This is a genomic window from Pseudomonas sessilinigenes (assembly GCF_003850565.1).
GTDB classification, from domain to species: domain Bacteria; phylum Pseudomonadota; class Gammaproteobacteria; order Pseudomonadales; family Pseudomonadaceae; genus Aquipseudomonas; species Aquipseudomonas sessilinigenes.
Window position 1 is genome coordinate 4,216,596 of sequence record NZ_CP027706.1, and the last position, 12,476, is coordinate 4,229,071.

A 12,476-nucleotide genomic window follows, 5' to 3' on the forward strand; every position below is an offset into this window, starting at 1 on the left:
TACGCAGACCACCGGCACTTGGATGCAGCTTTTTTCGACTAGATTTCAAGCAGCCATGGATCTTGAAGTCGCTTGGAACATTCGTGGCTGCACTGAGTCCAACGGCTGTTTTCCCGCCACTCGATTCCGGGTGGTTTCTCGCCCCATGAGGTTGTTTCGATGAATATTCCACGCGGTTTCGCCCTGGCTACCCTGATGACCCTGGCAGCCGGTTCGGCTTTTGCCGGCGGTTTCAGCCTGAATGATGCGGCCAATGCCATTTCCAGCATGCAAGGCGGCGACAAGGCCGCCGCCACGGCGCCAACCTCGCAGACCGCCGGCCTGCTGGGGGCCCTGGGCTCGCAGCTCAATGTCACGCCCCAACAAGCCATCGGTGGTACCGGCGCCATGCTCGGCCTGGCGAAGAATCAACTGAGCGGCTCGGACTACTCGCAATTGAGCAAGAGCGTCCCGGGCCTGGACAAGCTGTCGGGCAGCAATGCGCTGGGCAGCCTGGGGGCCTTGAGCGGTGTGCTCGGCCAGTCTTCGGGGCAGAACTCCGGCCTGGACAGCGCACTGGGTAACGTCAAGAACACCAGTGACCTGAACAATGCGTTCGGCGCCCTGGGCATGGACAGCGGCATGGTCGGGCAATTCGCCCCGGTGATCCTGCAGTACCTGGGCCAGCAAGGGGTGGGCGGCTCGCTGCTGCAAAGCCTGAGCAGCATCTGGGGCGTGGCCAAGTAAGGCGACGGGCCCCGGTGCCAGCGCGCCGGGGCCAATCCTCCAGTGTTCGGCGAATCGGGCCTGTGATATATCTCGCGCCCCGTTTTCCAAGGAAGCCCGAACGCGATGTTCATGGATGCACTGAAGATGTCTCTGCCCGCCAATGCGGTGCTTGGTTTTACCCTCTACATGCTGGGCGCGGCCCTGGTCTTCGCCCTCTACGCCTTCATCTACACCCGCCTGACGCCCCATAACGAATTCGCCCTGATCCGCCAGGGCAACAGTGCGGCGGCTATCGCCCTGGCCGGTGCCTTGCTGGGCTTCGCGATCCCGGTGGCCAGCGCCATTTCCCACTCCATCTCGATCATCGACTTCCTGCTCTGGGCGGCGATTGCCGCCGTGGTGCAACTGCTGGCGCTATTGGCCGTGAGCCTGACGCTCAAGGGCTTGTCCCAGCGCATCGTCGACCAGGAGAACGCCGCGGCGATCCTGGTGGCTGCGGTTTCCGTCGGTGTCGGCCTGCTGAATGCGGCCTGCATGACCCCATCGACCTGAGGGCGCAGCGATGAAACGCAGTAGAAGCGTGCGCCTGGTTCTGCTGGGCAGTGTGCCGTTCGCCCTGGCGGCCTGTGATGGGCAACCCCAGGCGACCCGGGTCGTGCGCCAGGTCCAGCATTTCAGCACCCCAGAGGAGTGCGCCCAGGCGCAGGTTCCCATGGATATCTGCCTGGACGCTCGTCACGATGCCTGGGCATATGGCCAAGAGGACGGCCCGCGTTATTGGGACCTGAAGCGTTGCGAGGCGGATTTCCTGCCGGGCGCTTGCACCCTCTCCAGCGATGGCCGGGCCTATGTGCCGATGTTCTACGGGTTCGCCCTGACCACTGATCGCACGGTGCCGGTTACTCCAGAGGAAGAGCAGCAGGCGGCGACCGATAGTTCCAGCAGCAGCTCCAGTAGCACCGGTTCCAGTAGTGGCAGTAGCTCGGTCAGTGGTGGTGGTGGTGGTGGTGGTGGTGGTCACAGTTCGAGCTCCTCGGGTTCGAGTTTCTGGCGCTGGATCGGCCTGGACTCGACGCCTGAGCCACGCTACTTCACCGAAGGCCTGTACAAGGAGCGTGACGCCCAGGGCGGTGAACGCCTGAGTACCCTCGGCCAGCAGGTCGAGGGCGGCAAGAGCTTCCCCGGCGCCAGCAGCGGCCGTTTCGCTATCTCCAGCCCCGAGCACTTCACCAGCACAGGCAGCTCCTTTTCCGGTGCCCATGAGGTGGTCAGTCGCGGCGGCTTCGGCTCCAGCTCCAGCTCCGGCCACAGCAGCTGGGGGTTCGGTTCTTGAAGCGGGTCCACAGCACGCCGCGCCCGGACTGGCAGGCCACGGCGCAGCGACTGGGGTTCGGCTTCCACACTTTCGATGGCGAGCCCTATTGGGACGAGTCGGCCTACTATCAGCTCAGCCTGCGACAGATCGAGGAGCACCTGGAGGACCCGACCCAGGCGCTGCATGAGTTGTGCATGGAGCTGGTGGCCGAGGTGGTGGAGAGCGAGGAGCTGCTGCAGCGCCTGGCCATTCCCGAGGCGTTCCACGAGCTGGTCCGCAGCTCGTGGAAGCGCCGCGATCCGCACCTCTATGGACGCATGGACCTGTGCTACGACGGCCACGGCCCGGCCAAGTTGCTGGAGACCAACTACGACACCCCGACCTCGCTGTACGAGGCGAGCTTCTTCCAGTACGTCTGGCTCGAGCAGCAGATGCAGCGTGGCCAACTGCCGGCGGGTTGCGACCAGTTCAACAGCATCGAGGACAAGCTGCTGCAAGCCTTCGTGCAGGGTGGCTTCGGCTCGCCGTTGTACTTCTCCTCGGTCCGTGGCTCGGTGGAAGACCGGGGCACCGTCGAATACCTGCGCGACATCGCCCGCCAGGCTGGCCTGCGCACGCGGATGATCGATATCGAGGACATCGGCCTCGATGCTGGCGGGCGTTTCGTCGACCTGCAGGGCACGCCCATCGACAACCTGTTCAAGCTCTATCCGTGGGAGCAGATGTTCAACGAAGACTATGGCCGGGCCATCGCCGCTAGCCGCACCGGCTTCGTCGAGCCGCCATGGAAGGCGATCCTCTCCAACAAGGGCGCCATGGCCCTGCTCTGGGAGCGTCATCCGGGGCATCCGAACCTGTTGCCGGCGTTCATCGACGAGCAGCCGACCGGCGACCTGCAACCGGGCTGGGTACGCAAGCCGTTCTTTTCCCGGGAGGGCGCCAATGTGCAGATCCGTACAAACGCTGGCGAACGGTTGAGCGAGGCCGGGCCCTACGGCGCGGGCCCGAGCATTCGCCAGCAGTTCCAGCCGTTGCCGAACTTCGCCGGCAACCACACCGTGATCGGTAGCTGGGTGATCGGCGACCGGCCGGCGGGGATCGGCATTCGCGAGGACAATTCGCCGATCACCAAGGACAGCAGCCGTTTCCTGCCCCATGTGATCCTCGACTGAACCCTGTCCGATACCGCCTCGCAGGGGACGTGTCGTCGCTTACAAAAAATCCCCGCTAAGCCTGGCGCTGCAAGTGCCGGGCTAGAGGGCTCTTTTTGGCATGGGCCGATCCTGCTGGCGCGCCGGGGGTTGCGCGGTGCTTGACAAGGTTTCTGGCGCGGCGCTTAGATAAGCCCCATCAGGAAAAGCGCATCAGCGTCGATGTCGCCGATCCACCCAGGTCGTACATGCCAAAGAGCAAATGAGCTCTCCCGGGGTTATCCCCGGGAGGGCTTTTTTTCGTCCGCAAAAAATAAAAATAGAGGTATCAGATATGCGTCATGGCGATATTTCCAGTAGCAACGATACCGTTGGCGTCGCAGTGGTGAACTACAAGATGCCACGTCTGCACACCCGCGCCGAGGTCCTGGCCAACGCGCAGAAGATCGCCGACATGGTGGTCGGCATGAAGCAGGGCCTGCCGGGCATGGACCTGGTGATTTTCCCTGAGTACAGCCTCCAGGGGATCATGTACGACCCGGCACAAATGATGGAGACGGCGGTCGCCATCCCCGGCGACGAGACCGAGCTGCTGGCCCGGGCTTGTCGCAAGGCCAACGTCTGGGGGGTGTTCTCGCTGACCGGCGAGCGCCACGAAGAACACCCGAACAAGGCGCCGTACAACACCCTGGTGCTGATCGACAACAAGGGCGAGGTGGTCCAGAAGTACCGCAAGATCATCCCCTGGTGCCCGATCGAGGGCTGGTACCCCGGCGGCCAGACTTTCGTCAGCACAGGGCCCAAGGGCATGCAGATCAGCATGATCATCTGCGACGACGGCAACTACCCGGAGATCTGGCGCGATTGCGCGATGAAGGGCGCCGAGCTGATCGTGCGCTGCCAGGGCTACATGTACCCGGCCAAGGAGCAGCAGGTGCTGATGGCCAAGGCCATGGCCTGGGCCAACAACACCTACGTGGCGGTGGCCAATGCCGCAGGCTTCGATGGCGTCTATTCCTACTTCGGCCACTCGGCGATCATCGGCTTCGATGGCCGTACCCTCGGCGAATGCGGCGAGGAGGAAATGGGCATCCAGTACGCCCAGCTGTCGATCTCGCAGATCCGCGATGCCCGGGCCAACGACCAGTCGCAGAACCACCTGTATAAGATTCTCCATCGCGGCTACACCGGCTTGAACAACTCCGGCGAGGGCGATCGTGGCCTGGCCGAGTGCCCCTTCGAGTTCTACAAGACCTGGGTGACCGACGCCGAGAAGGCCCGGGAAAACGTCGAGAAGATCACTCGCTCGACCTCGGGCGTTGCGCAGTGCCCGGTGGGGCGGCTGCCCTACGAGGGGCTGGAGAAAGAGGCCTGACCTGCGCTGCAGGTTGAGCGGCGGGCTGCTGCCGGGCGGCCCGCGTCCTTTTCTTCCCAGCGCAAGATGGAGTCATTCCCATGCCCTTCCTGACCGACATGCTGGAGCAGTCGCAGCGTCGCCAGGCCCAGGACCAGGCCCTGGCCAGCGAGAACCGCGCCGATGCGCCGCTGGCCCAGGCCCACCTGGCCAGCCAGGCGGCGCTGCACAGCCGTTACCGTTTCGATATCGAGGCCATCATGGCCAGTTTGCGCGCCGAGATCCTCGGCCAGGACCAAGCCTTGCGCAGTGTCCAGGACATGCTCCGGGTGGTGCGCGCAGACATCACCGATCCACGCCGCCCGCTCTACACCGCGTTGTTCCTGGGGCCCACCGGGGTGGGCAAGACCGAGATCGTGCGGGCCCTGGCCAGGGCCCTGCATGGCGATGCCGATGCCTTCTGCCGCATCGACATGAACACCCTGTCCCAGGAGCACTATGCCGCCGCGCTCACCGGGGCGCCGCCCGGCTACGTGGGGGCGAAGGAGGGCAACACCCTGTTCGACCAGGACAAGCTCGACGGCAGCCTCGGGCGCCCCGGCATCGTGCTCTTCGACGAGCTGGAAAAGGCCAGCCCGCAGGTGGTCCAGGCCCTGCTCAACGTGCTGGACAACGGCATGCTCACGGTGGCCTCGGGCGAGCGCAGCTACAGTTTTCGCAACAGCCTGATCTTCATGACCAGCAACCTCGCGGCCCGGGAGATCCAGGGCTACGACCAGCGCCGCAAGGGCTGGCTGGGCTGGTTGTTGCCCTCCACCGCGGCTTCACGGCATCGGGCGGTGGAGAAGCTGGTCAGGGCCCGCTTGCTCAAGGCTTTCGCCCCGGAGTTCGTCAACCGTATCGACAACATCATTACCTTCAACTGGATCGAGCGCGGCCTGGTGGAGCAGTTGGTGGCGCTTGAGGTGCAGCGGCTCAACCGGCGCCTGGAGAAACACCGCTGCAGCCTGGTGGCCACGCCCCAGGTGCTGGCCCATGTGGCCCGTGCCGGTTTCGACCGGCAGTTCGGCGCCCGTGCGTTGCGCCGCAGCGTGCGCCAGCATCTGGAAGTGCCCCTGGCCGAATTCCTCCTGGAGTACCACGCTCCGGTCATGGGCGAGCCGCCGGTGGTCTATGCGGCGCACATGGCGCAGGGCAGGATCGGGTTCAGCCGCCAGTAGCTGCGTTGAATTAGGAGATGTCATTCATGGTTTCACATCCGGACCAGCCCCAGATCGGGCTGCTGTTTTCCGAGACCGGCGTCACCGCCGACATCGAGCGTTCGCAGCGCTACGGCGCCTTGCTGGCTATCGAGCAACTGAACCGCCAGGGCGGCGTGGCCGGCCAGCCGATCCAGGCACTGGCGCGGGACCCCGGCGGCGACCCGGACCGCTATCGGCTGTACGCCGATGAGTTCATCCGCAACCACGGGATACGCCTGCTGGTGGGCTGCTACATGTCCCACACGCGCAAGGCGGTGATGCCGGTGGTGGAGCGCACCGACGCGCTGCTCTGCTACCCGACGCCCTACGAGGGTTTCGAATATTCGCCGAACATCATCTACGGCGGCCCGGCCCCGAACCAGAACAGCGCGCCGCTGGCGGCCTACCTGATCCGCCACTATGGGGAACGGGTGGTGTTCATCGGCTCGGACTACATCTACCCCCGGGAGAGCAACCATGTGATGCGCCACCTGTACCGCCAGCATGGCGGCACAGTGCTGGAGGAGATCTACATCCCGCTGTATCCCTCGGACGAGGACCTGGCGCGAGCCGTGGACCTGATCGTCAAGGCCCAGGCCGACGTGGTGTTCTCCACCGTGGTGGGCACCGGCACCGCCGAGCTGTACCGGGCCATTGCCCGGCGCTATGGCGACGCGCCCCGGCCCCGGATCGCCAGCCTGACCACCAGCGAGGCGGAGATCGCCAAGATGGGCAGCGAGGTGGCCGAGGGGCATGTGGTGGTCGCGCCGTATTTCTCCAGCATCGATACCCCGGCCAGCCGCGAGTTCGTCCGCGCCTGCAATGCCTTCTTTCCCGAGGACGTCAGCATCACCGCGTGGACCGAGGCGGCCTACTGCCAGACCCTGATGCTCGGCCGGGCCATGCAGGCGGCCCAGGGCTGGCGGGTGGAGCAGGTGCAGCCCGAGCTTTACCGCCAGCGCCTGGACGCCCCCCAGGGACCGATCTGGGTGGAGCAGCAGAACAACCACAGCCACCTGACCTCGCGCATCGCCGAGATCGATTCACGCGGGACGTTCCAGGTGCGCTGGCAATCCCCCGAGCCCATCCGGCCGGACCCCTACGTGGTGGTGCACAACCTGGACGACTGGTCCGCCAGCATGGGCGAGGGCTCGCACCGATGAGCGCCAACTCGATCCTCGGTTCCCTGCGCGAGCTGCAGGTGATGGTGCTGAACCCGCCCGGGGCCTTGAGCGATGCCCTGGTGTTGCAGCTGATCCGCATCGGTTGTTCGGTGCGCCAGATCTGGCCGCCACCCAAGCACTTCGACGTGCCGGTGGATGTGATCTTCACCGGTATCTTCCAGAACCATCACCACGAGCAGATCAGTGCGCTGGTCGGCAGCGGCTCGCCGCGCACCACCGTGGTGGCCCTGGTGGAGTACGAGAGCCCGGCGGTGCTGTCGCAGATCATCGAGCTGGAGTGCCACGGGGTGATCCTCCAGCTATTGGACGCGCACAAGATCCTGCCGGCGCTGGTCGCCGCGCGCCGGGTCAGCGAAGAGCTGTTCAAGCTCAAGCAGAAGCACGCGCAGTTGCAGGAACGCCTGGCCAGCCAGGTGGATATCAACCGGGCCAAGGTGCTGTTGATGCAACTGCACGGCTGGGAGGAAGGCCAGGCCCATGGATTCCTCTGCCAGGAGGCGATGAAGACCCGGGAGCCGATTCTCAAGGTCGCCCAGGACCTGCTGCGCCAGCACCCGGACAAATGAACCAAGAACAACAATAACGCGAGGGTATCGTCATGCTGCTTGGATTGATTCTGCTGTACGTGGGCGCCGTGCTGTTCGTCAACGGCATCTGGCTGATGGAGCGCATCAGTGGCAGGGAGGTCGCGGTGATCAATGCCCTGGTCGGCAGCCTGAGCCTGCTGGTGGCCCTGTACATGATCTTTCTCGCCGGCGAGGTGCGGGGCGGGGCGCTGACCCTGCTGTTCGCGTTCACCTACCTGTGGGTGGCGGCCAACCAGTGGCTGGGCAACGACGGTCGGGGGCTAGGCTGGTTCTGCCTATTCGTCAGCCTCACCGCGGCCACGGTGGCGATCCAGGCGCTGGGCGATCTGGGCGGGGCTTTCGGGGTGTGGAACGCGCTCAACTGGCTGGCCTGGACCCTGCTGTGGTTCACCTTCTTCCTGCTGCTGGGGCTGTCGCGCAAGATCCAGCGCCAGGTGGCGTTGTTGACCCTGGTGTGCGCGATCGGTACCGGCTGGATTCCCGGGCTGTTGATCCTCGGGCAGGTGCTCAAGCCCTAGGGGCGGCGCCCCCAGGGTAGCGGGATGGGGCTCAGTCGGCCCCGGCCAGCAACGCGTCGATACGCTGGTCCTTGTCGGTCCACAGCTGGTTGACCCAGTCCTGGACCTGCTGGCGGAACGCCGGGTCGTTCTCGTAGTCGCCGTGCCACAGAGCCGGGTCCAGCTCACGGGTGCGGATATCGATGATCACCTTGGGCACGTTGCCGCTGATCAAGTCCCAGAAGCCGGGAATGCGTTCCTGGGGGTAGACCACGGTGACGTCCAGCATGGCGTCCAGCTGTTCGCCCATGGCGGCCAGGACGAAGGCCACGCCGCCGGCCTTGGGCTTGAGCAGGTGGCGCAAGGGCGAGGCTTGCTGCTCGCGCTTGGCCGGGGTGAAGCGGGTGCCTTCCAGGTAGTTGACCACGGTCACCGGCTGGCGCTTGAACAGCTCGCAGGCGGCCTTGGTGATCTCCAGGTCCTTGCCTTGCAGTTCCGGGTGCCTGGCCAGGAAGGCCTTGCTGTAGCGCTTCATGAAGGGGTAGTCCAGCGCCCACCAGGCCAGGCCCAGGAACGGCACCCAGATCAGTTCCTTCTTGAGGAAGAACTTGAAGAACGGCGTGCGCCGGTTGAGGGTCTGGATCAGGGCCGGGATGTCGACCCAGGATTGGTGGTTGCTGACCACTAGGTACGAGGTGTCTTCACGCAGGCCTTCGCCACCGCGAATGTCCCAGCGGGTGGGGATGCAGGAGGCGAAGATCAGCTTGTCGATCTCGGCCCAGGTCTCGGCGATCCACATCACCGCGCCGGAGGCATAGTCCCGCAGGCGGCCCGGCAGGACCAGCTTGAGCAGGGCGAACACCATCAGGGGCCCGAACAGCACCAGGGTGTTGAGCAGAAGCAGCAGGGTGACGAGACAGCCGGTGAGCAGTCGGCGCATAAGGCACTCTTTACAATTTTTGGGGCGCGTAATGATAAGCAGCTTCGGCGAGCAGGCCAAATTCTAGTGTGCTGGCGAATGTTTCACCTGCGCTATGACAAGCTTTTTACAGTAACGCTCGGAACGGGCCGATCGTGCCCGAGGAAGCGGATAGCCTTTGCCGACTTTACGGATTTTCCCTGTTTCGCCACAGGCGCCTAATCGGCCGATACCCTCAATCGGAGCCTGTCCCATGAACCGCCCCCTGGACCCAGCCGCCCTGGCGGCCTATTTCGATAGCCAATACAACGCCCGGGCCAGCGTCGCCGATTATGCCCAGTACCCGCGCCTGTACCGAGCGCTATCGGACGCCGCCCATGCCCGTACACCTTGTCATCGCGATGTGGCCTACGGCAGTGGAGCCAACGAGCGACTGGATATCTTTCCGGCAGCGCAGAGCGGGGCACCGGTGCTGCTGTTCATCCATGGCGGTTACTGGCGCGCGCTGTCGAAGGCCGACTCGGCGTTCATGGCTCCGGCACTCACCGCTGCCGGGGCCTGTGTGGTGGTGCTGGACTACGACCTGGCGCCCGCCGTGACCCTGGACCAGATCGTCGACCAGGCCCGCCGTGCATTGGCCTGGCTCTACCGGCACGCCAGCGAATTCGGTGGCGATCCTCAGCGGCTCTATGCCAGTGGCAGTTCGGCGGGTGGCCATCTGGTGGGCATGCTGATGGCCGGAGGCTGGCAGGCTGGCCTGGGCGTACCGGACGATGTGCTGCGTGGTGCGCTGCCGATCAGCGGGCTGTTCGACCTGGAGCCGCTGCGCAGTACCCATATCAATGAGTGGATGCAGTTGAGCGTCGAGGATGCCCGGCGCAACAGCCCGCTGTTCCATTTGCCAAGCAGTGGTGCAGGGGAGCTGGTGATCAGCCACGGGGGCCTGGAAAGCGCGGAGTTCGCCTGGCAGTCCGCAAGCTTTCTCAAGGCCTGGAGGGATAGCGGATTTACCGGGCGGATGGTACCGGCGCCCGATAAGAACCACTTCGATGTGGTGCTCGAACTGGGCCAGCCCGGTACACCACTTTACCAGGCGCTGTGCCGGCTCATGGGGCTGGACGTGCGGTAACACCCGTTGCCGGCGGTAACGCCGGGTGACTGGAGCCAGGGGCGGCAGGCGGGCTGCCCGCCCGCGAGTTATCCGGAAAAACCGCCAATGTTATCCACCGGCTGCCCTGGCCGACGGGTGCCGGCCAAGCTGGCATGGAGCGTGCCTCAGCGACCTGGAGTACGCCACAAGAGCGTGCGTCCGATCTTGCATTCCAAGGTGCCGTGCGATGAACACCATCAATTCCATTCGAGACATTTGCACTGAGGGCCGCGACCTTGCCTACGCCCAGCATTGGATGACCGCCATTTGCGGGCCCCATGAGTTGAGCTCTCGTGGTCCCGGCCAGGTGCGCTTCAGCCATCGCGGTACGGTACTGCGCTCGACGGCCATGACCTTGGGCCTGATGCACCACGGTGCCGAGGTCAGTGTCAGCATCGAAGATGGCGTGGGCCTGGACTGCTACAGCCTGAGCCTGCCCTTGAGCGGCGAGCAGCAGGTCAATGTCGGCGGATGCACCCTGGGCTCGGATCGCAACCGTGGGGTAATTCTTTCGCCCTATGGGGCCCAGCAACTGGATATCGCCGCCAATTGCCTGCAGTTGCACATAGCGATCCCGCGCCAGGCCATGGAGCAGGGCCTGGAGCATCTGCTGCAGCGACCGATGCAGGAGCCGCTGCGCTTCGAGCCTTCGATCGATGCCGTGCAGGGCGCCTCCGGCAGTTGGTGGCGCATGGTCGAGCATCTGGTACAGGACCTGCGCACCAGCATCGCCCTGTATGACCAGCCCGGGTTCACCCGGGACCTGGAGCATGCATTGATCAAGGGCCTGCTCCTGGCCCAGCCGAACAACTACAGCGCCAGGTTACGCCAGGATCAGGAGCGCCACCTGCCGCATTACCTGGTACGGGCCCGGGAGTTCATCCATGCCCATGCCCGGGAGGCGTTGGACCTGGACGCGATCGAAGCGGCCGCTGGGGTGTCGCGCTCCAAGTTGTTCGAGTGTTTTGGCCGGTACCTGGGGGTACCGCCGATGATCTACCTCAAGCGCTATCGCTTGAATGGCGTGCGCGAGCAACTATTGGAGGACGGTTGCCCGGGCAATATCTCGGCGATTGCCATGTCTTGGGGATTTTTCCACCTGGGGCGGTTTTCTGGCGAGTACCGCAAGCTGTTCGGCGAGACGCCCAGCGCGACCTTGCAACGCCTGGTGGCGCGGCGGGGCGGCCACTAACGCCGCGCCGCGCTGGCAGATGGGCTTCTAGCTCGGGGTGCCCGTTGGCTGGCTGCACGCGGCCCGCAGGAACTGCCGGCGTACCCACTCATCCCCCATGCCATGTTGCAGCACCCGTTGCCGGGCTTCGTCCGGTAGGGTCGAGACCTCGCCGTACAGGCACGACCAGCGCTGGCAGTGCTCGGCCAGCTCCCGCTCGCCGGCTTCCCAGGCCGCCAGGCGCGCCGGGATATCGCGGCGATCCTGCAAGCCTTCCAGGTAATGGGCCAGGGCCAGCCCGGTTTGCATCGACATGCCGCCGCCCTGGCCCAGGTGCGGTGGCTGGGCATGGGCGGCATCGCCGATCAGCGCCGTGTGCCCCGCCGACCAGGCTCGGACCTTGACGATGCTGTATTGCGCCCAGGGCAGCACTTCGTCCACCCGTTCGATCAGGTGCGCCCAGGTCGGAAAGGCCTCGCACCAGGTCGCATGATCCAGCGGCGAGGCCTTGCCCCGGATGTCGTCCTTCTGGCAGGTCAACGCCAGGTAGATGCGTTTTCCGTCCAGCGGGGTGATCAGCAGGCGGCGGTTGCCGCTCCAGCACTCGAGGTACTTGCCCTGGCCGTCCGGGCCGAGCTCCTGCTGGGTACCGGGAATGATGGCGCGCAGGGCGCCTTCGTCGGTCTGCTGGTGGAACTGTTCCAGCCCCAGCGTTCGTCGTACCACCGACCACACGCCATCGGCACCGATGGCCAGGTCCGCTTGCTCGTGTCGGGCACCGGCGAACAACAATTCGCCAGCAGCGCTGGCGCCGAGCACTTCGCAGCCGGTGCGGATATTTACCCCGGCGGCCAGTGCCGCGTCCCTCAGGCCCGCCAGCAAGGCGCTACGGGCCACTGTCACCAGGCGTATCCCGGACGGTAGCTGGCCTGCCTCGAGTATTCGTCCGGCACCGTCGCGCTGCTCCATGGCCCGGCCATGGAAGGCATCGGCGGCAATCGCCTTAACGCCCAGGGCCTCGAGGATACGCAGGCCGTTTTCCCAGATGTAGATGCCCGAACCCTGGGCCCGCAGTTCGGCCTGGCGTTCGTAAATGGTCACCGACCAACCTCGCTGCGCCAGGGCTGTGGCGGCGGCGAGGCCACCGAAACCTCCGCCGGCGATGATCGCGTTGAAACCCTTGTTCATGGGATCGCTCC

Annotated in this window: 13 protein-coding genes; 11 read left to right on the plus strand and 2 right to left on the minus strand. The window is 65.1% G+C overall.

Going from position 1 to position 12,476, the window contains the following annotated elements; genetic code table 11:
* Nucleotides 1-159 precede the first annotated feature (159 nt).
* The 9 genes from C4K39_RS19480 to C4K39_RS19520 all read left to right on the plus strand — a co-directional run bounded on the left by C4K39_RS19480 (nucleotide 160) and on the right by C4K39_RS19520 (nucleotide 8,058).
* Nucleotides 160-726 (plus strand): DUF2780 domain-containing protein, encoded by a 567-nt coding sequence (locus tag C4K39_RS19480; RefSeq protein ID WP_068583170.1) that lies wholly within the window; start codon nucleotides 160-162, stop codon nucleotides 724-726.
* A 105-nt stretch (nucleotides 727-831) separates the two neighbouring features.
* Complete coding sequence (locus tag C4K39_RS19485) at nucleotides 832-1,260, plus strand: DUF350 domain-containing protein (RefSeq protein WP_068583169.1); 429 nt, start codon at nucleotides 832-834, stop codon at nucleotides 1,258-1,260.
* Between the two features lie 10 nt (nucleotides 1,261-1,270).
* Nucleotides 1,271-2,041, plus strand: a complete 771-nt coding sequence (locus C4K39_RS19490; protein WP_124347208.1) for a DUF1190 domain-containing protein — start codon at nucleotides 1,271-1,273, stop codon at nucleotides 2,039-2,041.
* Nucleotides 2,038-3,195 (plus strand): glutathionylspermidine synthase family protein, encoded by a 1,158-nt coding sequence (locus C4K39_RS19495; RefSeq protein ID WP_124347209.1) that lies wholly within the window; start codon nucleotides 2,038-2,040, stop codon nucleotides 3,193-3,195. Before C4K39_RS19490 ends, C4K39_RS19495 begins: the two co-directional genes overlap by 4 nt.
* A 313-nt stretch (nucleotides 3,196-3,508) precedes the next feature.
* On the plus strand, nucleotides 3,509-4,549 hold the full coding sequence (locus C4K39_RS19500) for an aliphatic amidase (protein WP_068575710.1): 1,041 nt from the start codon (nucleotides 3,509-3,511) through the stop codon (nucleotides 4,547-4,549).
* Between the two features lie 80 nt (nucleotides 4,550-4,629).
* The gene (locus C4K39_RS19505) at nucleotides 4,630-5,748 is read left to right on the plus strand and encodes an AAA family ATPase (protein ID WP_124347210.1); all 1,119 of its coding nucleotides are present in this window, start codon (nucleotides 4,630-4,632) and stop codon (nucleotides 5,746-5,748) included.
* A 26-nt stretch (nucleotides 5,749-5,774) separates the two neighbouring features.
* On the plus strand, nucleotides 5,775-6,932 hold the full coding sequence (gene amiC, locus C4K39_RS19510) for an aliphatic amidase expression-regulating protein AmiC (protein WP_068575706.1): 1,158 nt from the start codon (nucleotides 5,775-5,777) through the stop codon (nucleotides 6,930-6,932).
* Nucleotides 6,929-7,519 (plus strand): ANTAR domain-containing response regulator, encoded by a 591-nt coding sequence (locus C4K39_RS19515; RefSeq protein WP_068575704.1) that lies wholly within the window; start codon nucleotides 6,929-6,931, stop codon nucleotides 7,517-7,519. The genes amiC and C4K39_RS19515 overlap by 4 nt, the downstream gene beginning before the upstream one ends.
* Nucleotides 7,520-7,551: 32 nt before the next feature.
* Entirely contained in the window at nucleotides 7,552-8,058 is a 507-nt protein-coding gene (locus C4K39_RS19520; protein WP_068575702.1) for an AmiS/UreI family transporter, read from the plus strand.
* Between the two features lie 31 nt (nucleotides 8,059-8,089).
* Here the strand turns inward: C4K39_RS19520 and yihG are convergent, their stop codons facing one another.
* Nucleotides 8,090-8,977: a 1-acylglycerol-3-phosphate O-acyltransferase, YihG family gene (gene yihG / locus C4K39_RS19525; protein WP_068575700.1), complete on the minus strand. Its 888-nt coding sequence runs from the start codon at nucleotides 8,975-8,977 to the stop codon at nucleotides 8,090-8,092.
* Nucleotides 8,978-9,209: 232 nt separating this feature from the next.
* On the opposite strand from yihG, the gene C4K39_RS19530 reads away from it, so the two are divergent.
* Nucleotides 9,210-10,085 (plus strand): alpha/beta hydrolase, encoded by an 876-nt coding sequence (locus C4K39_RS19530; protein ID WP_124347211.1) that lies wholly within the window; start codon nucleotides 9,210-9,212, stop codon nucleotides 10,083-10,085.
* A 208-nt stretch (nucleotides 10,086-10,293) separates the two neighbouring features.
* Entirely contained in the window at nucleotides 10,294-11,298 is a 1,005-nt protein-coding gene (locus C4K39_RS19535; RefSeq protein WP_124347212.1) for an AraC family transcriptional regulator, read from the plus strand.
* A gap of 27 nt (nucleotides 11,299-11,325) precedes the next feature.
* On the opposite strand, the gene C4K39_RS19540 is transcribed toward C4K39_RS19535, so the two are convergent.
* Nucleotides 11,326-12,465: an FAD-dependent oxidoreductase gene (locus C4K39_RS19540; RefSeq protein WP_068575694.1), complete on the minus strand. Its 1,140-nt coding sequence runs from the start codon at nucleotides 12,463-12,465 to the stop codon at nucleotides 11,326-11,328.
* Between the last annotated feature and the right edge of the window lie 11 nt (nucleotides 12,466-12,476).